Annotated in this window: 17 protein-coding genes; 15 read left to right on the top strand and 2 right to left on the bottom strand. The window is 70.4% G+C overall.

Going from position 1 to position 25140, the window contains the following annotated elements; genetic code table 11:
• Window positions 1–6 precede the first annotated feature (6 nt).
• The 5 genes from ACX114_RS19170 (at window position 7) to ACX114_RS19150 (ending at window position 5254) form a co-directional block, all read left to right on the top strand.
• Window positions 7–1698 (top strand): sensor histidine kinase, encoded by a 1692-nt coding sequence (locus ACX114_RS19170; protein WP_459299770.1) that lies wholly within the window; start codon window positions 7–9, stop codon window positions 1696–1698.
• Window positions 1699–1731: 33 nt separating this feature from the next.
• Complete coding sequence (locus ACX114_RS19165; RefSeq protein ID WP_459299768.1) at window positions 1732–2493, top strand: acyl-CoA desaturase; 762 nt, start codon at window positions 1732–1734, stop codon at window positions 2491–2493.
• Window positions 2490–3182: a VOC family protein gene (locus ACX114_RS19160; RefSeq protein WP_459299766.1), complete on the top strand. Its 693-nt coding sequence runs from the start codon at window positions 2490–2492 to the stop codon at window positions 3180–3182. Before ACX114_RS19165 ends, ACX114_RS19160 begins: the two co-directional genes overlap by 4 nt.
• 64 nt (window positions 3183–3246) lie before the next feature.
• The gene (locus ACX114_RS19155) at window positions 3247–3732 is read left to right on the top strand and encodes a PH domain-containing protein (RefSeq protein ID WP_459299764.1); all 486 of its coding nucleotides are present in this window, start codon (window positions 3247–3249) and stop codon (window positions 3730–3732) included.
• On the top strand, window positions 3722–5254 hold the full coding sequence (locus ACX114_RS19150) for a PH domain-containing protein (RefSeq protein WP_459299762.1): 1533 nt from the start codon (window positions 3722–3724) through the stop codon (window positions 5252–5254). Before ACX114_RS19155 ends, ACX114_RS19150 begins: the two co-directional genes overlap by 11 nt.
• A gap of 279 nt (window positions 5255–5533) precedes the next feature.
• On the opposite strand, the gene ACX114_RS19145 is transcribed toward ACX114_RS19150, so the two are convergent.
• Window positions 5534–7549, bottom strand: a complete 2016-nt coding sequence (locus tag ACX114_RS19145) for a M43 family zinc metalloprotease (protein ID WP_459299760.1) — start codon at window positions 7547–7549, stop codon at window positions 5534–5536.
• A gap of 380 nt (window positions 7550–7929) precedes the next feature.
• Here ACX114_RS19145 and ACX114_RS19140 point away from each other — a divergent pair, with 380 nt between their 5' ends.
• Window positions 7930–9351 (top strand): DUF2380 domain-containing protein, encoded by a 1422-nt coding sequence (locus ACX114_RS19140; protein ID WP_459299758.1) that lies wholly within the window; start codon window positions 7930–7932, stop codon window positions 9349–9351.
• Window positions 9348–9818 carry an NUDIX hydrolase gene (locus ACX114_RS19135; protein ID WP_459299756.1) on the top strand — a complete coding sequence of 157 codons (471 nt, stop codon included), beginning with the start codon at window positions 9348–9350 and terminating at the stop codon, window positions 9816–9818. The genes ACX114_RS19140 and ACX114_RS19135 overlap by 4 nt, the downstream gene beginning before the upstream one ends.
• A 6-nt stretch (window positions 9819–9824) precedes the next feature.
• Here ACX114_RS19135 and dhaL read toward each other — a convergent pair whose 3' ends face one another.
• A complete protein-coding gene (dhaL, locus tag ACX114_RS19130) occupies window positions 9825–11522 on the bottom strand; it encodes a dihydroxyacetone kinase subunit DhaL (protein WP_459299754.1) in 1698 nt (565 codons plus the stop codon).
• Window positions 11523–11811: 289 nt separating this feature from the next.
• On the opposite strand from dhaL, the gene mxcK reads away from it, so the two are divergent.
• The 8 genes from mxcK to ACX114_RS19090 all read left to right on the top strand — a co-directional run bounded on the left by mxcK (window position 11812) and on the right by ACX114_RS19090 (window position 25048).
• Window positions 11812–13035, top strand: a complete 1224-nt coding sequence (gene mxcK / locus ACX114_RS19125) for a myxochelin export MFS transporter MxcK (protein ID WP_459299752.1) — start codon at window positions 11812–11814, stop codon at window positions 13033–13035.
• A 31-nt stretch (window positions 13036–13066) separates the two neighbouring features.
• Complete coding sequence (gene mxcL / locus ACX114_RS19120) at window positions 13067–14347, top strand: myxochelin B biosynthesis transaminase MxcL (protein WP_459299750.1); 1281 nt, start codon at window positions 13067–13069, stop codon at window positions 14345–14347.
• Window positions 14348–14502: 155 nt separating this feature from the next.
• Complete coding sequence (locus tag ACX114_RS19115) at window positions 14503–15276, top strand: 2,3-dihydro-2,3-dihydroxybenzoate dehydrogenase (RefSeq protein ID WP_459299748.1); 774 nt, start codon at window positions 14503–14505, stop codon at window positions 15274–15276.
• A gap of 63 nt (window positions 15277–15339) precedes the next feature.
• Complete coding sequence (gene dhbC, locus ACX114_RS19110; protein WP_459299746.1) at window positions 15340–16629, top strand: isochorismate synthase DhbC; 1290 nt, start codon at window positions 15340–15342, stop codon at window positions 16627–16629.
• Window positions 16626–18260 (top strand): (2,3-dihydroxybenzoyl)adenylate synthase, encoded by a 1635-nt coding sequence (locus ACX114_RS19105; protein ID WP_459299744.1) that lies wholly within the window; start codon window positions 16626–16628, stop codon window positions 18258–18260. The genes dhbC and ACX114_RS19105 overlap by 4 nt, the downstream gene beginning before the upstream one ends.
• Window positions 18261–18274: 14 nt before the next feature.
• Window positions 18275–19180: an isochorismatase family protein gene (locus ACX114_RS19100; protein WP_459299742.1), complete on the top strand. Its 906-nt coding sequence runs from the start codon at window positions 18275–18277 to the stop codon at window positions 19178–19180.
• 46 nt (window positions 19181–19226) lie between these two features.
• Window positions 19227–23771, top strand: a complete 4545-nt coding sequence (locus ACX114_RS19095; protein ID WP_459299740.1) for an amino acid adenylation domain-containing protein — start codon at window positions 19227–19229, stop codon at window positions 23769–23771.
• Window positions 23768–25048 (top strand): 3-deoxy-7-phosphoheptulonate synthase class II, encoded by a 1281-nt coding sequence (locus tag ACX114_RS19090; RefSeq protein ID WP_459299738.1) that lies wholly within the window; start codon window positions 23768–23770, stop codon window positions 25046–25048. The genes ACX114_RS19095 and ACX114_RS19090 overlap by 4 nt, the downstream gene beginning before the upstream one ends.
• The last annotated feature ends 92 nt before the right edge of the window (window positions 25049–25140 follow it).

Below are 25140 nucleotides of genomic sequence, written 5' to 3'. Positions count from 1 at the left end.
AGGACCATGCCGAGCATCGCGGAGGTCATCCGGAACCATCACTCGGAGATCATCCAGTGTTGGATGGACAAGGCGACCCGGGCTGCATCCGCTCGCGGCCTGGACCAGCCTGAGTTCAGGAACATCATGCCCGCCTATCTTGCGTCCCTCGCGGAAGCGCGCGCGTCGGGAGGAAGTGGCGACAACCAGCAGCGGCGGAATGTTGAAAGCCATGTGTCCGCACGGCTTCGTCAGGGCTTCCACGTGGCGGAGGTCGTCGAGGAGTTCGCCATCCTGGGGCGGTGCATCACCCAGACCTGGGCCACCGCGCCTCCAAACGAGCGGCCCGACGGACGTGACGTCGAGCGGCTCTACACCGAGCTGCATGTCGCCATGGAGACCGTGACGGACCTCTTCGGCAAGCACCTGCTGGAGGAAGAACAGACAGAGAAGCGCTACCTGCGGCTCCTCCAGAAGGTGGCCAGCGAAGCCCTGAGGCTGGACGAACCGAGCAGCCAGAAGCAATTGAAGGAGCTGCTCAAGATCATCCTGGAGGCCATGGGCGCCCGGAGCTGCGCCTTGTTGCTGTACGTGCCAGAGGACGCGAGCCTGGTCACCGCGGCCTCCGCGGGAGTCGGCGACGAGCAACTGAAGCGTTACGCGACCTCGCTGGATCCCAAGACCCTGCCCGGGAGCATCGTGGCGGCGGGCGAGGAGACGTACTCCCTCCGGGACGTCACGACCACGACGCTCGAGGTGAGCGAATCGCTCCGCCAGCAAGGGATCCACTCCCTGCTCGGGGTCCGGCTGCCTGCCCACCAGGCCCTGATAGGCGTGCTCTACGTCGGGCTCACCGAGACCCGTGAGTTCACGGCCCGGGAGAAGCAGCGGCTCCAGACGTTGGGCCAGCACCTGAGCGTCCACCTGGAGAACGCCCGGCTGTACGCGAACCTCCAGGAGAAGGTCGAAGCGCTCGAGACCGAGCGCGGCCTGCGCGAGCAGTTCGTCAACATCCTGGCCCATGACCTCCGCGGCCCCTTGTCGACGGCGAAGATGGGGGCGCACTCGCTCCTCCGGACTCCGGAGAAGCTGGAGGCGCGACGCGACCTGGCGCTGCGGATCGACCGGAACATCGAACGGGCGGACCAGATGGTACGGGACCTGCTCGACGCCAATCGCATCCATGCGGGCCAACGGCTGCCGCTCCGGCTCGACACGTGCGACCTGGGAAGAATCGCCCAGGACGTCGTCGAGGAGCTGACGCTGCTCCATGGCGAGCGCTTCGTGCTCGAAGCGGAGGAGCACGTCCGGGGCATCTGGAGCGCCGACGAGCTGCGCCGCGCCTTGTGGAACCTGGGCACCAACGCCCTCAAGTACGGAGCGGCCGACAGCCCCATCACCTTCACCGTCACGGCGACCGGCGCGCAAGCGCAGGTCTCCGTGCACAACCAGGGGCCAGCGATCGCGCGTGCCGACCAGGAGGCCATCTTCAAGCCCTTCATCCGGACCCGCTCCGCGAAGACGGGGCCGTCGAAGGGCTGGGGACTGGGACTGACGCTGGTGTGGGGGTGCGCCCAGGCGCACGGTGGAAGGGTCGAGCTGACGAGCGACGCCGACACCGGAACGACCTTCCGCCTGGTGCTGCCCTGCGACGCCCGCCCGTTCCAGGTGGAACCGAACGGAGCGGAGCACGCCGGACGGGATTCGGTCCATCACTGACAGGGGGCTGACACGCGGGGGGATTCTTCCTTCATGGTCCCCTTCTTCTTCGCCGCCCACTGGTCCCTGAGCGTCCTCTTCCAGAGCCTCTTCCAGCACCGTTACGCCGCGCACCGCATGTTCACGATGGGACCTCGCGCCGAGCGGGCGCTCCACCTGTCGACGGCGCTGGTGCAGGGCTCGAGCTACCTCGACCCGCGCGCCTACGCGATCCTCCATCGCGAACACCACGCCTACGCGGACACCGAGCGGGATCCCCACTCGCCCGCGCACCAGAAGAACCCCCTGAGCATGATGCTCCACACGGCGCGCCGCTACGCGGGTCTGCTCACGCGGCGCATCGCTCCCGAGCAGCGCTTCCTTGGGGGCTACCCGGAGTGGCCCGCGGTGGATCGTCTCTTCAGCCGCTGGCCCACGCGCATCGCCTTCGGCGCGCTCTACGCGCTGTTCTACCGGCGGTTCGCGACGCGCCGGTGGCACTGGGCGCTGCTGCCCATGCACTTCGTGATGGGGCCAGTGCACGGCGCCATCGTCAACTGGTGCGGGCACCGGTACGGCTACCGCAACTTCGCGAGCCGGGATGCGTCACGCAACACGTTGCCGGTGGACGTGCTGTGCATGGGCGAGCTGTTCCAGAACAACCACCACGCCCGGCCGGCGAGCCCCGACTTCGCCGCCAGGCGCTTCGAGCTGGATCCCACGTGGCAGGTGATGCGGCTGCTCGCCCGGACGAAGCTCATCCGGCTGAGCACGGCTTTACACCTCCAGGCCCGTCCACTACGAGAAGCCCGATGAAGAACGGCTTCTGCTGGTACGAGTTGCGCTCCCCCAGGCCCGGCGAGGCGTTGCGCTTCTACCAGGACGTCCTGGGACTGGACGTCGCGTGGGACGTATCGCTCCTGCCCGAAGCCGCCGCCGCCCGGGGTGCTCCGAGTCACTGGCTGGGACACATCTCCGTTCCCGACCTGGAGTCCTCCGTGCAGCGCTTCGTCGCGCTCGGCGCGGAGCGGCTCGGGCCGCCCAGGCGGTCCACGGAAGGCATCGCCTCCACCGTGCTGCGCGATCCGCTGGGGGCCGTCATCGCGCTGACCTCCAGGGCCGGGCGAGCGGTGCACCCCGAGGTGGCGTGGCACGAGTTGCACACGTCCGACCATGCCCGCGCCTTGGACCTCTACAGCGGCCTGTTCGGCTGGCGCCCCACGGAAGCCCTCCCGCTGTCCCCGGCGGTCGGGACGTATCAACAGTTCACGTGGCATGAGGATGGACGAAACGTGGGGGCGGCCTGTAGCACCGCGCGCCTCCCGCACATCCATCCGCACTGGCTCTTCTACTTCGCTGTCGACGACCTGGACCGGGCGCTCGCCGCGGTCGTCGAAGGGGGCGGATTCGTGGCCAATGGCACGCACGTCATGCCCGACGGCACACGCGTCGCCCCGTGCGAGGACTCGCACCGGGCCGCGTTCGGCCTGCGGCAGGCGCCGTGACATGAAGCCCTGTTCAGCTTCACGGGCTTGATGGAGTAGATTCGGGCCTTTCCCGGAGGCCCCCATGACCGCCCCTCTGCCGACGCTGGAACGCCTTCCTCGCGGAGCGCTCACGCTGTTCCGCATCCGGGCGCTCCTGCGCATGGGCATCTACGGTGGAATCACGTTCGCCGTGGCGCTGGGGTTGAGCTTCGCGGGCAACGAGCACTGGCCCTTCCTGCTGCCATGCGCGGTGGTGCTGGGCTTGAGCGTGTTGACGGCGTGGTATCCGCAGCGCGCGCACGAGCGCTGGGGCTGGGCGCTGCGCGAGCACGACCTGGTCATCTCCCACGGCGTGCTCCTGCACGAGGTGGTGTCCATCCCGGCGGGGCGCATCCAGCACGTGGACGTGCACCAGGGCCCCATCGAGCGGTCCCTGGGGCTCGCGCGTCTGCAGATCTACACGGCCGCGGGGAGCGGCGCGGACGGAGAGATTCCGGGCCTGACGCGGGAGACCGCGGACGCCCTGCGCGAGCGGTTGGTGCGGCGCGAGGCCGACGATGTCGTCTGAGCCGGTGGCGCTGGCCGCGCCGGTGGAGGTGCCCTGGAAGCGGCTGAGTGCGAAGGCGCCGCTCGCGGCGCTGGTGCCCCTGTCGGCGACGATTGGGCGAATGCTCCTGGGCGCGCTGCTGCCCACGTACTTCGCGGGTGAGCGCGGCCTGCCAGGGGTCCTCTGGGGCATCGTGCTGACCATCGCGGTGCTGCTGCTCGCCGCCGGGCTCTACGAAGTGGCCACGCTGAGCTACCGGGTGGTGGGTGCGCAGTTGGAGATCCGCTCGGGCATCTTCACGCGAACCTCACGCTTCATCGAAGCCGCGCGGGTGCAGAACACGGAGGTCTTGCAGCCCTTCGTGTCGAAGCTGCTCGGGCTGGTGGAGGTGAAGGTGGAGACGGCCTCCGGAGGCAAGGCGGACGGCCACCTGCGAGGACTGACGCCGGAGGATGCGCAGGCGTTGATCCACGCGCTCCAGACCGTGCGAGGCGAAGGCACGGCGGCGGTGCTCCTGCCCGGAGAAGCCGCGCCGGAGGAGCGCGTGCTCTCCGAGGCCCACCTGGGAGGCCTGCTGCTCTACGGCGCGACCGCGCTGGGGTTGGGCGTCATCGCGGTGGTGATGGGCGCGCTGCATGAAATCACCGAGACCTTCCACAAGCTGCTGCTGCCGTGGATGGAGGCGCACTGGGACGCGGTGGCGGCGCCAGGCATGGGCTGGCTGGCCGCGACGGTGGCGGCGCTCGCGGGGCTGTTCGGCCTGTGGCTGGTGAGTGGCGCGCGAGCCGTGTTGCAGTTCCACGGCTTCCGGCTGGTGGACACGGGCACGCACCTGCGAGCGGTGGGAGGGCTGATCACCCGCCGTCAGGTGACGGTGCGGCGTGCACGCATCCAGCAGGTGGTGCTGGATGAACCGTTCCTGCGCCGCACGCTGGGCTTCGGTTCGGTGGAGGTGGAGACGGCGGGCGTCCGAACAGGCAAGGAAGCCGCGGACCGCGCGGAGCTGCTGGTGCCGGTGGTGCCCACGGCGCGGATGCCGGAGCTGCTACGGGAGTTCGTGCCGGAGCTGCCCGACGCCATGCCATTCCAGCGGGCGCATCCCAAGGCACTCCTGAGGGCGCGCATCCGAGCGGTGGGCCTGAGCGTGCTGGTGGCGGCGCCAGCGACCTGGTTCTGGGGAGCCTGGGGCGCGGTCGCATGGCTCCTGCTGCCCGCGCAGTTGCTGGGAGCCTGGTTCGACTGGCGCTTCCAGGGATGGCTCATCACGGAAGCCCTGGTGGTGGTGCGCCAGGGCTTCTGGCGCAGACGCACGACGGTGGTGCAGCGCTCCCGCATCCAGTCCGTGCGAGCAAGACAGGGACCACTGGAGCGCGGCTACGGCATCGGGCACGTGCGAATCGACGTGGCGGGTTCACACGTCATCCTGCCTGGCGTGGGTTGGGACGAGGCCCAGTCGCTCATCGACGTGCTCCCGGCCCGCCGTCCCGCGCGCCGGGTCTCGCCTGTACAGGTTGTTGCTTCAACCGCAGGATGGAGTCATTGACCTCCAGGACCTCCAACTCCCGGGCTGGACGGACGTCTCCGTGGAAGAGGATCCGCAGGCGACCATTCCCTTCGTCCGTCCAGCGTCCCCGGATGGGCTGCGCGGCGTCCCCACGGCCGATGGCCCACTCGATGAATGAGCCATCAGCCCCGAGCTCGATGCCACCGCGGCCACGTGCCCGCGGAAACGCATAGTCCATCGGCCTGTACACCGCCGCCCCGGGGGCATCCTCCTCGAAGGAGTGCCCCCAGCGACGGAAGAGGGATGGGGGGAGCGAGCTCATGCGCGCCCGTGAACGCCCATGATCGTGGGCCGTAGGTCACGCGCCGCCTGCGGCAACGGCAGGGGGGCCGCCATGACGGCTTCGCGCAAGGTCGAGAGCGTGCCGCCCAGCGACTCCCAGCCGGTGGGTGACGGCCACCAGGCCGTCCCGTCCCAGGCCTTGTGGTACAGCGCCGAGTCCGTTCCCAGCACGAAGATGTCCAGCCGATCCGGGCCCCAGGAGACTGCCTTCGGAGGACTCGCGCACAGGCCGCCCAGCGACTCCCAGTCGGTGAGCGACGGCCACCAGGCATGGCCATCCCAGGCCTTGTGATACACCGCCGAATCCACTCCCAGCATGAAGATGTCCAGCCGGTCCGGGCCCCAGGAGACCACCGACGGGGCACTCGCGCACAGGCCGCCCAGCCCCTCCCAGTCGGTGGGTGACGGCCACCAGGCCGTCCCATCCCAGGCCTTGTGGTACAGCACCGAGTCCGCTCCCAGCACGAAGATGTCGAGCCGGTCCGGGCCCCAGGAGACCGCCGTCGGAGGACTCGAGCACAGGCCGCCCAGCCCCTCCCAGTCGGTGGGCGACGGCCACCAGGCCGTCCCGTCCCAGGCCTTGTGGTACAGCGCCGAGTCCATTCCCAGCACGAAGACGTCGATCCGGTCCGGGCCCCAGGAGACCACCGACGGTGGACTCCCGCACAGGCCACCCAGCCCCTCCCAGTCGGCGGGCGATGGCCACCAGGCCGTCCCGTCCCAGGCCTTGTGGTACAGCGCCGAGTCCGCTCCCAGCACGAAGACGTCCAGCCGGTCCGGCCCCCAGGAGCATGCCCTCGGAGGACTCGCGCACAGGCCGCCCAGCCCTTCCCAGTCGGTGGGCGACGGCCACCAGGCCGTCCCGTCCCAGGCCTTGTGATACAGCGCCGAGTCCATTCCCAGCACGAAGATGTCCAGCCGGTCCGGCCCCCACGACGCGACCTCCGCGGGGCTCTTGCATCTGCCGCCCATCGACTCGTAATCCGTCAAGGAGGGGCGCCAGGCCGTGCCGTCCCAGGCCTTGTGGTACAGCGCTGAATCCATTCCCTGCACGAAGATGTCAATTCGATCGGCGCCCCAGGACACGATGGGCCCGGCGGGAGTGATCCGTGAAACCGACTGGGTGACGAACGACTGTCGTGGTCCATCGAGGCAGGCATCCACCCTGTCGACCTGCCCCAGCGAGAACATCACCATGCAGTTGTCGTCGACATAGTCCATGTAGTTCATGAACATGTCGCCGTTCGGTCCGTTGTTGCAGCTGATGCGCGGGAAGCTCGGGACGCCCGTGTTCGGGCCTCCCTGGTTCGGAGTGTCGGGGACCTCGTCCGACCCGGTGCAGCCGGCCCCGTCATCTCCCCAGATATGAAACAGATTGAACCAGTGGCCAATCTCATGCGTCGCCGTGCGCCCGAGATTGAAGGGAGCCGCCGCCGTCCCTGTCGTACCGAAGGCGGAGTGGCTGATGACCACGCCATCGGTGTCCGCGGGCCCTCCGGGGAACTGGGCATAGCCCAGGAGCTGGTCCCCCAATTCGCAGACCCACACGTTGAGGTACCTGTCGGCGGGCCAGGGGTCGGCCCCGCCCGTTGCCTGCGACTTGACGCGGTCGTCACTCGCGAAGGACGCCGTGTTCGTCTGGGTCCGCGTGATTCCATTCGTGGGGCTCCCATCCGGCGCGCGCGATGCCAGGAAGAACTCAACCTCCGCGTCGGCGGTCAGCCCCTGAAATGCCGCGGGGACCTGGGAGATGTCTGGGTTTTGCCGCCGGAAGTCCAGGTTGAGCACGTCGATCTGGCTCTGTATCTGGGCGTCGGAGATGTTCTGCTGCGCGGTATTCCAGACGACATGGACCACGACAGGGATCCGGACGACGCCCTGGCGCTCGCTCTTTCGCTGTCCGCGCCGAAAGGCCAGCGCCAGGTTCTCGATGCGCTCGCGTGCCTTGATGTACTCGGGATGCGTACTGAGGAGGCGGCGATGAACATCCATGGTGCCGCATTTGCGCTGGGGCCTCGGTGGACCTCCGCGGCCCATCCCACCATGCCCGCCCTTGCCAGCGCCATTGCCGGTGGATGGGCTCATCGCTCGCATTCCTGGCGCGGCTCCCCCGGCCATGCCCCCGGTCGCGCTTCCGCCCATGGCGCCTAGCCTCCGGCTCCCCTGACTGGAGGCAACCGGGCCACCCATGGCCTGGGGCCCCGCGTCCCCCATTCCCCGGGACATTCCCCTTTGCTGGGGATTGCGTGGTGCCGGGTTCTTCATTCCATCCTTGCGTGAGTCTTTCATCCCGCCTCCAGAACTGTCTTCCTCCGCAAACGTGGTGGGGCCGCCAAGGCGTCGCAAGGGTCGCGCCCCTGCGGGAGGAGCTCATGCGCGAAGGGGTCTTGGCGCTGTGCGCGGTCTTGATTGCTTCAGGATGCGCGGGCGTGAAGGCGCCTGAGCGCCGTAGCGGTCCGCGTGTGCTTCACCAGAGGGCGGCCATCGCCCCCGATGACTCGCCGGAGCGTCGGCGTTCCCCTGACACGCGGTCCCGGATAGGCGGGCAATCGTCCGCTCCCCTCACCCATCAGGCCGTCATCGAAGTCCTTCGGGAGGTGAAGGACACGGTGGATGGCGTTGCCCGAGCGATCCCCAGGCTCGCGGAGAACACGAAGGGCCTGGGAGGATCCGACGGCGTCTTCACCCGGTACACCGACTACGGCGCCATCCAGGTGCCCTGGCTGCGGGGCGCGACCGCGAGAGTCGCTTCGCTCGCGGACGCCGCGGAGTCGGTCGAGGACGCGGACATGCGAGCGGCAATCCTCCGCCTGACAGGTCCGCGTCTCGAAGCGGTCATGAGCGGCGCGATGCTTCTGGCCACCTGGCTCGACTTCCTGCGGCTCGCGGAGGTCATTCAGAAGGAGTGCCCCTTTTACGGAGTCGAGCGGCTGTTCGTGGACCTGGACCGCGTGCAGAAGCGGCTCGAGCCCGCGATGACAGCGCTCGCGTCCATGGACCCCGACAAGGTGCAGGCCACGGCGACAGCGATGCCCGCACTGATGGGGCAGTTCACCCGGGAGTTCCAATCCATCCAGGAAGGCGCGCGCGTCGCGATGGAGCGTGGCGGTCGTGTCGTCGCGGCGGCCCAGGTCCTCGAAATGCTCACACTGGTTTCAGCCCTGAAGGCGACGCTGCCAAGGCCGCCACCCGCCGCTCCCGTCACGCTGGGGGTCGGGCTCGTGATGGGCTCGGGAGGCGTGATGATGGGCTCGCGCGTCGTCGTCACCGCCGAATGGGTCGAGCGGATGCGCAGGCTGGTACAGGCGGGAGTCATCTCCGCGCCCGTCGTCAGCGCTGCGGTCCGCATCCACGCGGGTCAGGTGCTGATGTCGCAGGCGAAGCAGGACCTGCCCAAGGGAGTGCGAGAGGCACTGGGAGACAGTCCCGAAGTCCGCGCGATGCACGAGACCGGCAGGGCCGGAGCCGGAATGTCCAGCGCCCCCAGGCACCACGTCCTGCCGCAGGAGCATCGCGAGTGGTTCGAGAAGCGCGGGTTCACGGGCGAGATGGACATCGACCAGTTCTGCGTCCGGCTGGAGCAGTCACACCACGAAGCGATTCACGGAGGAGGAGACTGGAGACTTGGGCGCCTGTGGCCCAGGGAGTGGAATCAACTCATCATGAGTGAACTCCGCAAAGCGGAAACCCGTCTTGGCCGGACGTTGACGCGAAACGAGGTCCTGGACATCGTGGCGCAGTACATGAACATCTATGACATTCCGGTGAGCTTCGTTCCTGCGAGACGGCGATGACCGACGGACGCTCGTGGCAGGGAAACTGGAAGGTTCGAATGTATGAGCGAGTCCGCGAACGCGGCCATGCCTCGCTCACGGAATTCGCCAGCTCGCGTCCAACCGTTCCGCTTCTTGGACTCGCCGAGGAACTCGGCAAGGACGATGTTGCCGCGATTCAGGTCTTTCACGGCCTGCTCTCCGAGGCAGCGCAGCGTCGGCAAGTGACTCGCCTGATACGCGATGTTTTCGCGCGTGAGGTGGCGGGGGAGTTCCCCGAGGGTTGGCCAGCCATCACGGATGAGGCGACCCGGTTCCAGGTGATCAAGCTGCTTGCCCGACTGGGTGCGTTCACGCCAGAAACCCATGAGGCGCGTGTGAACCGCGCGGGAGACACACTCCTCGCGTCACCGCCTCCGCCCGGCTGGCGCCCGTTGGGCCCCGACGACGAGCTGCTCCTCACGCTCCTGCCCGACAACGAAGCCTGAGCCGCGTCACCCCGCGCGCCCACCCAGCGCCTTCATCCAGATCACGACCGCCACCGCCCCCGCGTCCGGAACCCCCTTCGCGCGCTCCCCCAGGTAGCTGGCCCGGCCCAGTCGCGGTGACATGCTCGCGGTCGCCTCCGCGCCCTGTTCCGCAGCGCGTGTCGCCTCCGCCCACGCGTCTCCCAGCGCCCGCCCCTCCCGGACCGCACGCACGAACGTCGTCGCCGCCGGATGCAGCGCATCCACCATCGTCCGGTCTCCCGGCTTCGCCCCGCCCAGCTCCGACACCGCCTCCACCGCCACCTCGAACGCCTTCGCCCAGGCCGCCGCGTCCGCCGGCTTGTTCGCCAGGAAGCGCGCCGCCCGCAGCAACGCCGTCGCGTAGAACGGTCCGGAGCTGCCGCCGATGCTCCGGCGCAACGCCTGCCCCATCTCCGTCAACGCTCCCGACGGCGTGGCCCACGCCCCCTCCGGCAACGCGCGGATCGCCGCCGCGCCGCGCGCCAGGCTCAGGCCCAGGTCTCCATCCCCCGCCTTGCTGTCCAGCTCCGTCAGCTTCGCCTCCGCCGCGTCCCAGGCGTCCGCCACCGCCAGCGCCGACGCGCGCACCTGCGCCATCACCGGCTGCGGCTTCGGATGTCCCTCCACCGTCGGCAGCGCGGGGCGCGTGGGCACCACCTGGCGCCGCGTCACCACCCGCCCCCGCCCCGGCCACGCTGGCGCCTCCGTCGGCGCGTCCAACCGCGCGAGCCTCGCGTCATCCACCTTCAGCAACGTCAGCGAGCACCCCGGCATCTCCAACGCCGACAGGAACGTGCCCTGCCATGCGCGCTCCACCGTCACGCCCCGCTCCGCCAGGAACGCCAGCGCCCGGCGCGTCACGATGGCCAGCTCCATGGGCGGCGTGCCTCCCAACCCATTCACCATCAACGCCACCCGGTCACCCCGGCCCACCTTCCGGTCCTCCACGATGGTGGACAGCATCGTGTCCGCCAGCACGTCCGCGGGCTGCAACGCCACCCGGCGCACCCCCTGCTCGCCGTGAATTCCCAGCCCCAGCTCCACCTCTCCCTCTCCCAACGCGAAGCCCGGCTTGCCCGCCGCCGGCACCGTGCACGGCCCCAGCGCCACGCCCATGCTGCCCAGCGCCGCGGCCGCTTCGGAGGCCTCGCGCGCCACCTCCGCCAGCGATGCTCCCGCCGCCGCCGCCGCCCCCGCAACCTTGTGCACCAGCACCACGCCCGCGATGCCCCGGCGCCGCTCGGGCTCCACCGTATCCCGCAGCGCCACGTCGTCCGCCACCACCACCACTTCCGTGGGAATCCCCTCCGCTCGCGCCAGCTCCGCCGCGAGCCCGAAGTTGAGCCGGTCCCCCGTGTAGTTCTTCACGATGAGCAGCGCCCCCGCCGTCCCCGCCACCGCCCGGATCGCCGCCAGCACCGCGTCCGTGCTCGGTGACGTGAACACGTCCCCCGCCACCGCCGCGTGCAGCATCCCCGTCCCCACGTAGCCCGCATGCGCCGGCTCGTGGCCACTGCCTCCACCCGACAACACCGCCACCTTCCGCGCCCCCAACGCCGCCGGCACGTCCGCGCGCACCACCACCGTCTCCCCCTCCAGCAACGCCTGGCCCGGCGCCAGCGCCACGAACCCCTCCAACATCTCCTGCACCACCGCGCGCGGCGCGTTGACGAGCTTCTTCACCCTCGACTCCTTGGATGGAACGAACAGAGGACGGACTGCGCCCGGCATCCACCCTTCCGCCCCGAGTGCAGACCGTCAAGCCGGACGTACGCCCCGAGGCCGCGGAGAGACGTTTGCGTCACAGAACCCGCTTTCCCATTGACTCCGGAAGATTTCTGAGGATGATTCTCATTATCATTCGCTGAGCTGCAACAAAACACGGCGGTCCGGCGCGAAGTGCGCCCGGGCCTGGCCGAGCCCTGCCTGGCATTGCCGGGACAGGCCATGGCCGACGTGTGTCTGGATTCAGGTGATTGTCTTGAGTGCTCCATCCCCCGCCCCCCGCGAGCGCACGCTGCTGTGGCTCCTCGCGGCGGTGCAGTTCACCCACGTCGTCGACTTCATGATGCTGATGCCACTGGGCCCGTTGCTGATGCAGCGGCTCTCGCTGTCGGCGACGCGGTTCGGAGCGCTGGTGTCCGCGTACACGCTCGCGTCCGCGGCCATGGGCGTGCTGGGCGTGTTCTGGCTGGATCGCCTGGAGCGCAAGCGCACGCTGCTGATGCTCTACGCGGGCTTCATCGTCGCCACCCTCCTGTGCGGCGCGGCCACCGGGGCCACGGGCCTGCTCATCGCCCGCACCGTCGCCGGAGGCTGCGCGGGCCTGATGGGCGCCGTCGTCATCGCCATCGTCAGCGACACGGTGCCTCCGGAGCGCCGGGGCCAGTCCATCGGCACCGTGATGACGGCCTACGCGCTGTCCGCCGTCGCGGGCGTGCCGCTGGGGCTGGGCCTCGCGAACCTCGGGGGCTGGCGCGCGCCGTTCATCGTCCTCGCGGGGCTCGCGGGCGTCGTGTGGCTGCTCCTCCTTCGCTTCCTGCCTCGCGTGGACGGACACCTGTCCCAGGCATCCGGTGCCTCCGCCACCACGGGCTTCACGCCCCGGCTGGCGCTGGGCTGGGGCCTCACCTTCACGGTGGTGTTCGCCAGCTTCCTGCTCATCCCCTACCTGGGCGCCTTCATGGTGGGCAACGTGGGCCTGTCCCTCACGGACCTGCCCTGGGTGTACCTGGCGGGCGGCGCGGCCACCTTCTTCAGCTCGCGCTGGATTGGCCGGATGGCGGACCGCCTGGTACCCGCTCGCGCGCTGGCGCTGCTGCTCGTCGCCACCATGGCGCCGCACCTGCTCTTCACCCACCTGCCTCCGTCTCCGCTGCCGGTGGTGGCCGTCGTCTTCGTGCTCTTCATGACGCTCACCTCCGGCCGCGCCATCCCCACCATGGCGCTGGTCGCATCGCAGGTGCCGCCGGCCATCCGGGGCCGCTACCTCGCGGTCAACATCGCCGCCAGCGACGGCGCCTCCGGGCTCGCCGCGTGGATGGGCGGACTGCTGCTCACCACCGCGCCGGACGGCACGCTCATCGGCTTCGCGCAGTTGGGCTGGCTGGCCGTGGTCATCTCCGCGCTCGCGCTCGGGCTGTTGTGGACCTTCGCGGGCCGCGCCGTGCGGCTGGACGCGACGCCCGCGCCCTGAATCCCCTTCCACCCCTCACCAGGACCCTTCCATGTCCCAGACAGCACCGCGTCACCCGTCACTGCCCCGCCCCATCGTGGGGGAGCTCAAGCTGGAGCGCTCCAACCAGCTGCTCGCCGAGGCCCGCAAGTGGGTCCCCGGCGTCACCCAGACGATGATGAAGAAGCCGGACCACTTCGCCCCCGGCGCCTTCCCCGTGTTCCTCGCCAGGGGCAACGGCGCCCTGGTGGAGGACGCGGACGGCCAGGAGTACATCGACTTCATCCAGGCGCTGGGCGCCAACATGCTGGGCCACAACCACCCGGCCGTGGTGGAGACCATCCGCAAGCACCTGGCGGAGGGCATCATCCACTCGCTGCCCACGCCGGTGGAGGTCTCCTCCGTGAAGGCGCTGGTGGAGGTGATTCCCGGCGCGGAGATGGCCCGCTTCTTCAAGACGGGCGCGGACGCCACCTCCGCCGCCGTGCGCCTGTCGCGCCACCTCACCGGCCGCGAGCACATCGTCACCGTGGGCTACAACGGCTGGCACGACCACTTCATGTACGACACGCCGGGCGTGCCCCCGACGGTCGCGAAGCTCACCACCCGCCTGCCCCTCTTCACGCCCCCGGACGAGCCCGCGCTCATCGAGCACATCGAGAAGCACGGCGCCCAGCTGGCCTGCGTGCTGCTGGCCATCCCGTACAACCGCACCGTCACCCGCGAGTTCCTCCTCCAGGTGAAGGAGACCTGCGCGAAGCACGGCGTGATGTTCGTCCTGGACGAGGTCGTCACCGGCTTCCGTCTGGCTTTGGGCGGCGCGCAGCAGTTCTTCGACATCCAGGCGGACTTCGTCACCCTGTCCAAGGGCATCGCCGCGGGCATGCCCCTGTCCGCCATCGCGGGCCCGGAGAAGTACCTGTCGCGCCTGAGCGAGCTCCAGGTCTCCACCACGTTCGGCGGAGAGATGCTCTCACTGGCCGTGTGTGAGGCGGTCATCAACGAATACCGCCGCACCAACCACGTGGAGCACATCGCCAGCCTGGGCCGCCGCCTGCGCGACGGCGTCAACGCCCACGCGCGTGAGACGGGCTCCAGCCTGGAGGTCATCGGCTATGACGCCGTGCCCTTCTTCCGCTTCAGCAAGGTCATCCCCGAGCACATCGAGAAGATGATCCCCTTCCAGGCAGGCATGGCCCGCCGGGGCGTCATCCTCCGCCGCGACCTGAACTTCATCAGCGCCGTGCACACCGTGGAGCAGATTGATCACACCATCGCCGCCGCCGGCGAGGTGCTCCGCGAGACGGCCTCCGTGAAGGCCAGCGCCGCCTGAGACTGAAACAATCGCTCAACCACCGTCCGTGAAGGCAGACATGGGGCGGCTCCAGGCATCAGCCTCCTTGACAGGAATTTCCGGCCATGGCACTTCCGGGCCCCAATAATGAGAATGGTTCTCATTTTCATTCAAACAATCCAGGTGGGCGGCTGATGTCTTCGACGACGGGACACGCGGTGGTGACGGGCGCGGCGCAAGGTATTGGCGCCGCGGTCGCACGCAAGCTGGCGCGCACCATGCCCGTCGCGGTGTTCGACCAGAACGCCGCTGGATTGGAGCTGCTGGTGGCGGAGCTGCGCCAGCAGGGCCTGAAGGCCACCGCGTTCCCGGTGGACGTGCGCGACAAGGACGGCATCGAGGACGCCATCGCGCACATCGACTCCAAGCTGGGCCCCATCCAGGTGCTGGCCAACGTGGCGGGCATCCTGCGCATGGGCTCCGTGCTCACGCAGAGCGACGCGGACTGGATGTCCACCTTCGCCGTCAACACGCACGGCGTGTTCCATGTCTCGCGCGCGGTGGCCCGGCACATGGTGCCCCGCCGCTCCGGCGCCATCGTGACGGTGGGCTCCAACGCGGCCGGCGTTCCACGCATGCAGATGGCGGCCTACGCGGCGTCCAAGGCCGCCTCCACCATGTTCACCAAATGCCTGGGGCTGGAGCTGGCCGAGCACGGCATCCGCTGCAACATCGTGTCTCCCGGCTCCACCGACACCGCCATGCAGCGGGGCATGTGGACGGACGAGTCCGGCCCCGCCCGTGTCATCCAGGGCTCGCTGGACACGTACCGCACGGGCATCCCGCTGCGCCGCATCGCCACGCCGGACGACATCGCGGAGGCCGTGGTGTTCCTCGCGTCCGACCAGGCCCGGCACATCACGATGCACGACCTGTGTATCGACGGCGGCGCCACGCTGGGCGTGTAGCGCGCCCACGGCGTTCGCCTTCCCTCCCCTGACTTCCTCCCCAAAATCGCCCCCGAGTTGAGAATGATTCCTGATACCAAAATCGTTGAACGGCAGACGGACGCGCGGACGGTGGACGGCGTGGTGGGCGCGCCGGCCGTGGCGCGGGAGCCGGAGCAGGAGGCGCTGGCGGCGCGGCTCCTGCGCGACTACGACGCGGGCGCGTTCTTCTTCGCGTCCCCCAAGCGCACCATGCTGGCGCGCGGCGTGTTCGCCACGGTGCCGGACGCGGGCGGAGCGAACTCACTGGACGGCCTGCCGGAGCGCGTGGCCTCGGTGCTCAACGCCTCGCGGGACGCGGCGCATGACATCCCGGTGGCCATCGGCGCGGTGCCCTTCGACGGCAAGGTGGCGGCGCACCTCGTGGTGCCCATGACCATCCAGCGCGCGGGGCCCATGGTGTTCGACACGGCCGCTGCGGCGCGGTCTCCCCTGGCCGGTCAGTACACGCTGCGGCCGGTGCCGGAGCCCTCCGCGTACAAGGACGGCGTGGCGGCGGCGCTGAAGCTCATGCAGCAGGGCCCGCTGCGCAAGGTGGTGCTGTCGCGCTCCCTGCACGTGGACACCGCGGCGCCCGTGGACCTGCGGCAGCTCCTGCACAATCTGGCCCGCCGCAACCCGCATGGATACACCTTCGCGGTGGACCTGCCGCAGCACGCGGACGCGGCTCCCGGCGCGGGCCGGCGCACGCTCATCGGCGCGAGCCCGGAGCTGCTGGTGGCGCGCTCCGGCCTCCAGGTCCTGGCCAATCCGCTGGCCGGCTCCGCCGCGCGCAGTGCGGATCCGGTGGAGGACCAGGCGCGGGCCACGCGGCTGATGGCGTCGCCCAAGGACCTGCACGAGCACGCGGTCGTCATCGACGCGGTGGCGGAGGCGCTGCGGCCCTTCTGCAAGACGCTGGATGTGCCCAAGGGCCCGTCGCTCGTGAGCACCCAGACGATGTGGCACCTGTCCACCCGCATCACGGGTGAGCTGAAGGATCCGTCCATCACCTCGCTGACGCTGGCGCTGGCCATGCACCCCACCCCGGCGGTGTGCGGCCACCCGACGGCGCTGGCGCACGAGGCCATCGCGAACATCGAGCCGTTCCACCGCGGCTACTTCACGGGCACCGTGGGCTGGTGCGACGCGAACGGCGACGGTCAGTGGGCCGTCACCATCCGCTGCGCGGAGGCCGACGAGCGCACCCTGCGCCTCTTCGCGGGCGCGGGCATCGTCGTGGGCTCCACGCCGGAGGCGGAGCTCGCGGAGACCGAGGCCAAGTTCCGCACCATGCTCCAGGCCATGGGCCTGGGCCTCGAGGTGCAGCCGTGAGCACCGCGCGAGAACACCTGCCCGGCTGCCCCACGTGGCCGGAGGACTTCGCCCGGCGCTACCGCGAGGCTGGTTACTGGCGTGGGGAGACCTTCGGCCAGCTCCTGCGCGACCGCGCCCGGGACTTCGGGTCGCGCGTGGCGCTGGTGGGCGGCGCGCACCGCTGGACGTACGCGGAGCTGGATGCGCGCGTGGACCGCATGGCCGCGGGCTTCCACGCGCTGGGCATCCGTCCTCGCGACCGCGTGGTGGTGCAACTGCCCAACGTGCCGGAGTTCTACGAGGTAATCTTCGCGCTGTTCCGCATGGGCGCGCTGCCGGTGTTCGCGCTGCCGGCGCACCGCGCCTCGGAGATCGGCTACTTCTGCGCCTTCACGGAAGCCGTCGCGTACGTCATCCCGGACCGCTTCGGTGGCTTCGACTACCGGGGGCTCGCGGAGCAGGTGAAGGCCGCCACGCCCACGCTCAAGCACGTGCTGGTGCTGGGTGACGCGGGCGCGCACACGGCGCTGGCCTCCGTGCCCGCGGAGCCCGTGAAACTGGAGGGTCCGTCGCCGTCCGACGTGGCGTTCTTCCAGCTGTCCGGCGGCAGCACCGGCGTGCCCAAGCTGATTCCGCGCACGCACGACGACTACATCTACAGCCTGCGCGCCAGCGTGGACGTGTGCCAGCTCACCGCGGAGACGGTGTACCTGTGCGCGCTGCCGGCGGCTCACAACTTCCCCATGTCCTCGCCCGGCGTGCTGGGCACGTTCTACGCGGGCGGCACGGCGGTGATGGCGCTGAACCCCAGCCCGGACGTGGCGTTCCCGCTCATCGAGCGCGAGCGCGTCACGGTCACCGCGCTGGTGCCGCCGTTGACCATGGTGTGGCTGGACTCGACGCTGGCGAAGAAGCACGACCTGTCCAGCCTGAAGGTCCTCCAGGTGGGCGGCGCCCGCTTGAGTGACGAGGCCGCCGCGCGCGTGCGCCCCACGCTGGGCTGCGGGCTCCAGCAGGTCTTCGGCATGGCCGAGGGCCTGGTGAACTACACGCGGCTGGACGACCCGGAGACGCGCATCGTCACCACGCAGGGCCGCCCCATGTCGGACGCGGACGAGCTGCGCGTGGTGGACGACGATGACGTGCCAGTGGCTCCGGGTGAGACGGGGCACCTGCTCACGCGCGGGCCGTACACCATCCGCGGCTACTACAAGGCGGACGCGCACAACGCGAAGGCCTTCACGACGGACGGCTTCTACCGCACGGGCGACCTGGTGCGCCTGACGCCCGAGGGCTACCTCGTGGTGGAGGGGCGCGCGAAGGATCAGATCAACCGGGGCGGCGACAAGGTCGCGGCGGAGGAGGTGGAGAACCACCTGCTCGCCCACCCTTCCGTCAGCGACGCCGCGGTGGTGGCCATCCCGGACAAGTTCCTGGGCGAACGCACCTGCGCCGTCGTCATCCCCCGAGGCGAGGCCCCCGCCCCCTCCGCGCTCAACGCCTTCCTGCGCCAGCGCGGCCTGGCGTCGTTCAAGATCCCCGACCGCATCGAGTTCGTCGCGGCCTTCCCGCAGACGGGCGTCGGCAAGGTCAGCAAGAAGGCGCTGCGCGACAGCCTGCGCCAGTCCCTCTCCACTCCCTCTCCCTGAAACAGGAGCCCTCCATGGCACTGCCTGCCATTGCCCCCTACTCCATGCCCGGCGCGGCGGACCTGCCCCGGAACAAGCTCGCCTGGACGCCGGAGCCCAAGCGCTGCGTCCTGCTCATCCACGACATGCAGCGCTACTTCGTGGACGCCTTCACGCAGGGGCAGTCCCCGGTGACGGACCTGGTGGCCAACATCCAGCGCCTGCGTGAGCACGCCGTGAAGCTGGGCATCCCCGTCGTCTACTCCGCGCAGCCGGGAGACCAGACGCCGGAGCAGCGCGGCCTCCAGCTGGAGTTCTGGGGCCCCGGCGTCCGCGCCGGACCGAAGCAGCAGATCATCGACGAGCTCACTCCGGCCGAGGGCGACACCGTCCTCACCAAGTGGCGCTACAGCGCGTTCCGCAACACGCGCCTGATGGACCTGATGCGCGAGCACGGCCGCGACCAGCTCATCATCTGCGGCATCTACGCGCACATCGGATGCCTCCAGACGGCCAGCGACGGCTCCATGAGCGAGATCCGTCCCTTCCTCGTCGCGGATGCCGTCGCGGACTTCTCGCTGGAGAAGCACCAGATGGCGCTGGAGTACGCCTCGAAGCTCGTGGCGTTCGTCACCACCACGCAGCAGCTCATGGACGCGATGCCGGTGCAGGCCGCCGGTGCGGCGGTGGACCGCGAGCAGCTTCGCGCGGACGTGGCGGAGCTGCTGATGGAGTCCGCTTCCGCGATTGGCGAGGACGACAACCTGCTCGAGCGCGGCATGGACTCCATCCGCCTGATGAGCCTGGTGGAGCGCTGGCGGCAGGGCGGCACGGAGGTGTCCTTCGTGGAGCTCGCGGAGAAGCCCACGCTCACCGACTGGTACGCGCTGCTCGCCGCGAAGCAGCCTGCCGCGATGGCCCCTGGCGCTCGCGTCTCATAACCCGCCCTCGGGGCGGCCCCCTCTTCCCCCTCGGAGTTCCCCCGTCATGCTTCCCCCATCCCAGGACAACCGCCCGCTGACCGCGGCCCAGCACGGCATCTGGGTGGGGCAACAGCTCGACCTGAAGAGCCCCGTCTACAACGCCGGGGAGTGCATCGAGTTCCGCGGCGCCGTGGACCCCGTGCGCTTCGAGTCCGCCCTGCGCAAGGCGGTGGCGGACGCGGACGCGCTGCACTCGCGCTTCGTCGCGGGCGCGGAGGGGCCGGTCCAGCGCATCGACGCGGGGACGGACTGGACGCTCCAGCACGTGGACCTGAGCGGCGAGACCGATCCGTGGGCCGCCGCGCAGGAGTGGATGTGGAAGGACCTGGGCCGCACGGTGGACCTGGGCGCGGGCCCGCTGTTCGCGCAGGCGCTGCTCACGGTGGGGCCGGAGCGGTCCTTCTGGTTCCAGCGCATCCACCACATCGCCATGGATGGCTATGGCTTCTCGCTGCTCGCGCGGCGGGTGGCGGAGCTGTACACGGCGGAGGTGACGGGCAAGGCCGCGCCGGCGGGGTTCAGCCGGCTGGGCCCCGTGCTCGATGAGGACGTCGCGTACCGCGGCGGCGCCCAGCTTCAGAAGGACCGCGACTTCTGGGTGAAGCGCTTCGAGGACGCGCCGGTGCCCCCGCTGCTCGCGGAGGCGGCGCCCATGTCGTCGCGCTTCCTGCGGCGGTCGGAGCACCTGCGGCCGGAGCTGATGGCGGCGCTGCAGGCGGGCGCGAAGCAGGCGGGCGTGAGCTGGTCCGACCTGGTGCTGGCCGTGACGGCCATCTACCTGCACCAGCGCACGGGCGCGCCGGAGGCCGTGCTGGGCCTGCCGGTGATGGGCCGGCTGGGTTCGGCGTCGCTGCGCGTGCCGTGCATGGCGATGAACATCGTGCCGCTGCGCGTCTCCGTAAGGCCGGACGCGGGGCTGTACGCGCTGGCCCGCGACGTGGCGGCGGAGATGAAGGCCGCGCGTCCCCATCTGCGCTACCGCTACGAGCAGCTGCGGCGCGACCTGCGCCTCGTGGGTGGACAGCGCAAGCTGTTCGGCCCCGTCGTCAACATCATGCCGTTCGACTACGCCCTGGACTTCGCGGGCGTGCCGGGCACGGCGCACAACATCTCCGCGGGCCCGGTGGAGGACCTGTCCTTCGGCTTCCATGCGCGGTCGGGTGGAACGGCCCTGCGCGTGGACCTGGACGCGAATCCCTCCTGCTACACGGAGGCCGCGCTCGAGGAACACCAGCGCGGGTTTCTCCAGTTGCTGGAGTCGTTGCTCGCCCAACCCGAGCAGCCGGTGCGGCGTTCCGCGTCGGGCGCGGTTGGTTCCCTCCTGGATGGCGGGCCGGTCCCTCCGGTGCGCCCGGTCCTGGAGCTGCTCAAGGCCCAGGCAGAGGTCCGTCCGGACGCGGTCGCGCTGGAGCACGGCCGCTGGCGGATGACCTACCGCGAGCTGGTGACGGCGTCGCAGGCGCTGGCTTCGCGATTGATTGAAGCGGGCGTGCGGTCCGACACGGCGGTGGCGGTGAAGGTGCCCCGGGGCATCGACGCCATCGTGTCCAGCCTGGGCATCCTGTTCGCGGGCGCGGGCTACCTGCCCATCGACCCGACCGGGCCGGCCACGCGCAACGCGGCCATCCTCCAGGACGCGCGGCCCGCCATGATGGTGGTGTCCGAGCGTCCCTCGCCCGACACGGATCCGACCGCGCCGGGCGTCCTCGTCGTGCAGCGGCTGGCGCAGGCCGACAATTCGGCGCCAGATTCGATGGAGCTTGCCAGCCCGGGCGTAACGCCTGCTGACCGCATCGCATCCTTCGGGAATGCACTTGCCACCAAGGTGGAACTCGCCGCCCAGCGGGTAGACGGACGCAATGCGGAGTCTGCTTCGAGCGATAGGCCCGGGCTCGCCAGCACGTCCACTGCGATGGCGCCAGCCGCCGAGCTAGCACCCTCCGCGCAGCGGATGGGCGCACGCGATGCGGAGCCCGCATCGAGCGCCGAGGCGCGGCTCGCTTACGTCATCTACACGTCCGGCTCCACGGGACAGCCCAACGGCGTGCAGATCACGCACGGGGCGCTGGCCCACTTCGTCGCGGGCGCGACGCTGCGCTACGGCGTTGGTCCCGAGGACCGGGTCCTCCAGTTCGCTCCGCTCCACTTCGACGCCAGCGTGGAGGAGATCTTCGTCACGCTGTGCGCGGGCGGACGGCTGGTGCTGCGCACGGACGAGATGCTCCAGTCGGTGCCGCGCCTCATGGAGGCCTGCGCCGAAGCCGGCATCACCCTGCTCGACCTGCCCACCGCCTTCTGGCACGAGCTGGCCTACAGCCTGTCCACCGGCGCCGCCCGGCTGCCCGACGCGCTTCGCACCGTCATCATCGGCGGCGAGGCGGCGCTGCCGGAGCGCATCGCTCGCTGGAAGGACGTCGCGGGCGACCGCGTGCACCTGCTCAACACCTACGGCCCCACCGAGGCCACCGTCGTCGCCACCGTCGCGGAGCTCGCGGGGCCGGACGCCCTGCCCTCCGGTGACGAGGTCCCCATCGGCCGCCCGCTGCCCGGCGTCATCGCCGCGGTCGTCACGCCGCAGGGACGGCTGGCTGCCCCCGGTAACGAGGGCGAGCTGTGCCTGATGGGCGGCGCGCTCGCTCGTGGCTACCTGGGCCGCCCGGAGCTGGATGCCGCCCGCTTCACCCGCCTGGACGCGGTGGAGGGAGCGCCCCGCGCCTACCGCACCGGCGACAAGGTGCGCGTGCGCGAAGACGGTCAGTTGGTGTTCGTGGGCCGCGTGGACGACGAGTTCAAGATCAGCGGCCACCGCATCGATCCGGGCGAAGTCGAAACCGTGTTGCTGATGTATCCCGGCGTCCGCGAGGCCGCCGTCGTCGGACAGGTGCTGCCGGGCGGCTCCCGCCGGCTGTGCGCGCACCTGGTGGCCTCGCCCGAGCCGTCGCCCGCGGAGCTGCGCAAGCACCTGCTCGCGGCGCTGCCCGCGCCCATGGTGCCCGGCGCCTTCGCCTTCGCGGAGCGGCTGCCGCGCACCAGCACCGGGAAGATCGACCGCAAGGCCCTCCAGAACGCGCTGCCCGCGGACGAGAGCGCCGCGCTGCTCGCCTCCGCGACGCCCATGGAGCGCACGGTGCTGGAGGTCTGGGAGCAGGTGCTGGGCCGCGCCGCCACGTCGCTCCAGGATGACTTCTTCGAGCTGGGCGGCCAGTCCCTCCAGAGCATCCAGGTGGCCAACCGGCTGGGCATCGCCGTGGGGCGCGACGTCCCCGTGGCCACCGTCTTCAAGCACCCCACCGTGTCCGGCCTCGCGCAGGCGCTCCAGGGCGGAAGCACGGGCGGCGCGGAGGCTGGCGGCCTCACGCCCGCGATGCTCGCGGACGCGGAGCTGGGCGAGGACATCGTCCCCTCCACCACGGGTGAGGCCTGGGCGCGCAAGCCGCCGGGCGCCGGATACGGCTACCGTCAGGTCCTCCTCACCGGCGCCACCGGCTTCGTCGGCGCGCACCTGCTCCACCAGCTCCTGACCCGGACGGACGCGCGCATCATCTGCCCCGTGCGCGCCAAGGACGAGGCGCAGGCGATGGAGCGGCTGCGCTCGGCGCTGACCGGCCAGAAGCTGCCCCTGGCCGGACTGGAGTCGCGGGTGCTCGCGCTTCCGGCGGACCTCTCCCAGCCCCTGCTGGGCCTGGACGCCACGCGCTTCCACGGGCTCGCCGCCGAGTGCGACGCCGTCATCCACAACGCCGCGGTCGTCAGCGTGGTGCGCGAGTACGGCAGCCTCCAGGGCGTCAACGTGCGCGGCACACGCGAGCTGCTCAAGCTGGCCGCCGCCGTCCGCCCCAAGCCCTTCCACTACGTGTCCACGCTGGCGGTGGCGCCCCAGGCGAACCTGTCCCCGGATGTGCCGGAGGCCTTCGTCCCCGCGCACCCCGGCCTGCGCGACGGCTACCAGCAGAGCAAGTGGATCGCGGAGCGGCTGGTGCAACAGGCCTCCGAGCGCGGCCTGCCCGCGACGGTGTACCGCCTGGGCCGCGTGGTGGGCGCTCCGGACACCGCGCTCGTCAACACACAGGACCTGGTGTGGCGCATCGTGCTCGCGGGCCTGCCCGTTGGCGCCCTGCCGCTCTTGGACGTGGGCGAGGTCTGGACGCCGGTGGACTTCGTGGCCAGCGCCATCGTCCAGCTCTCGCGCGCGTCGCATCCGGGCGCGGTGTTCAACGTGACGCCCGCCGCGGAGGTGCGCCTGTCGGAGCTCTTCGGCTGGGTGCGCGACTACGGCTACCCGCTCGACCTGTGCCACGTGCCGGAGTGGCGCGACCGCGTCGCGAAGGGCTCCGGCGGCCACGACGCCACGCTCGCGTTCTTCGACTTGCGCAGCGGGGACTCCACCCCGGCCTTCGGCCTGGGCCCCATCCGCTGTGAACGGTTGCTGGCCGCGCTGGAGGGCACCGGCGTCCGCTGCCCTCCCACCGACCGGAACCTCCTCTACCGATACCTCGACTCCTGCGTCGCGCAGGGAATCCTGCCCCCGAAAGTGACGGCGCTCCCGTGACGAATACCTCCTGGTCCCCCTCCTCCTGGCGGGCGAAGCCGGTCCGCTACATCCCCGACGACTACCCCGACCTGTCCGCCCTCGCGCGCGTGGAGGCGGAGCTGGCGCGCCTGCCGCCGCTGGTGCACGCCGAGGAGACCCGCCGTCTGCGCGAAGCCCTGGGCCAGGTGGCCGAGGGCAAGGCCTTCCTGCTCCAGGGCGGCGACTGCGCGGAGAGCTTCAAGGAGTTCTCCGCCGAGAACGTGCGCGGCACCTTCCAGCTCCTGCTCCAGATGGCGGGCGTGCTCACGTTCGCGGGCGGCTGCCCGGTGGTGAAGGTGGGTCGCATCGCCGGCCAGTTCGCCAAGCCGCGCTCCAACGCCACGGAGACCGTCAACGGCGTCACCCTGCCCAGCTACCGCGGCGACATCATCAACGGCATGGACTTCGACGCGCGCGAGCGCACGCCGGATCCCCAGCGCCTGCTGCGCGCGTACCACCAGTCCGCGGAGACGATGCAGTTGGTGCGGGCCTTCGCGCGCGAGGGCTACACGGACCTGACCCGCCTCCTGGGCCACCGGCCGGAGTCCGAAGGCGCCGTGCGCCCGGTGGACTTCTTCACCAGCCACGAGGCCCTGCTCCTCAACGTCGAGCAGGCCATGACGCGCGTCGATGAGGCCACGGGCGGCTGGTACGACACGTCCGCGCACATGCTCTGGATTGGCGAGCGCACCCGCCAACTGGACGGCGGCCACGTGGAGTTCATGCGCGGCATCCAGAACCCCATCGGGCTCAAGTGCGGTCCCACGATGGAGCCGGACGACCTCATCCGCCTCATCGACACGCTCAACCCCCAGGGCATCCCCGGCAAGCTCACGCTCATCGGGCGCTTCGGTTCGGATCAGGTCGCCGCGCGCCTGCCCCGGCTGATGGCCGCCACCCGGCGTCACGGCAGCCCCGTGGTGTGGTCCATCGACCCGATGCACGGCAACACGCACAAGGCCAGCAACGGCTACAAGACGCGCTCGCTGGAGCGGATCCTCGCGGAGGTGATGGGCTTCCTCCAGGTCGCCGCCGCCGAGGGCGTGCACCCCGGTGGCCTCCACCTGGAGATGACCGGCCAGGACGTCACCGAGTGCCTGGGCGGCCCGCTGGACGTGTCCGAGGACGACCTGTCCGACCGCTACCACACGCACTGCGATCCGCGCCTCAACGCGGACCAATCCCTCCAGCTCGCGTTCCGCGTCGCGGACGGCCTCCACACCACGGTGCGCAGCCCTCAAGACCGCGCCGCCTGACTTGCCATGGAGCCTTGACAGCCCGGACTTCGTGCGGCTAAACGTCGCGCCGTTGAAAATGAGAACCATTTTCATAATCGCGATCGAGGCGC

The sequence above is a fragment of the Corallococcus sp. M7 genome (genome assembly GCF_054512695.1).
This window is presented reverse-complemented; position numbering and strand designations above follow the sequence as displayed.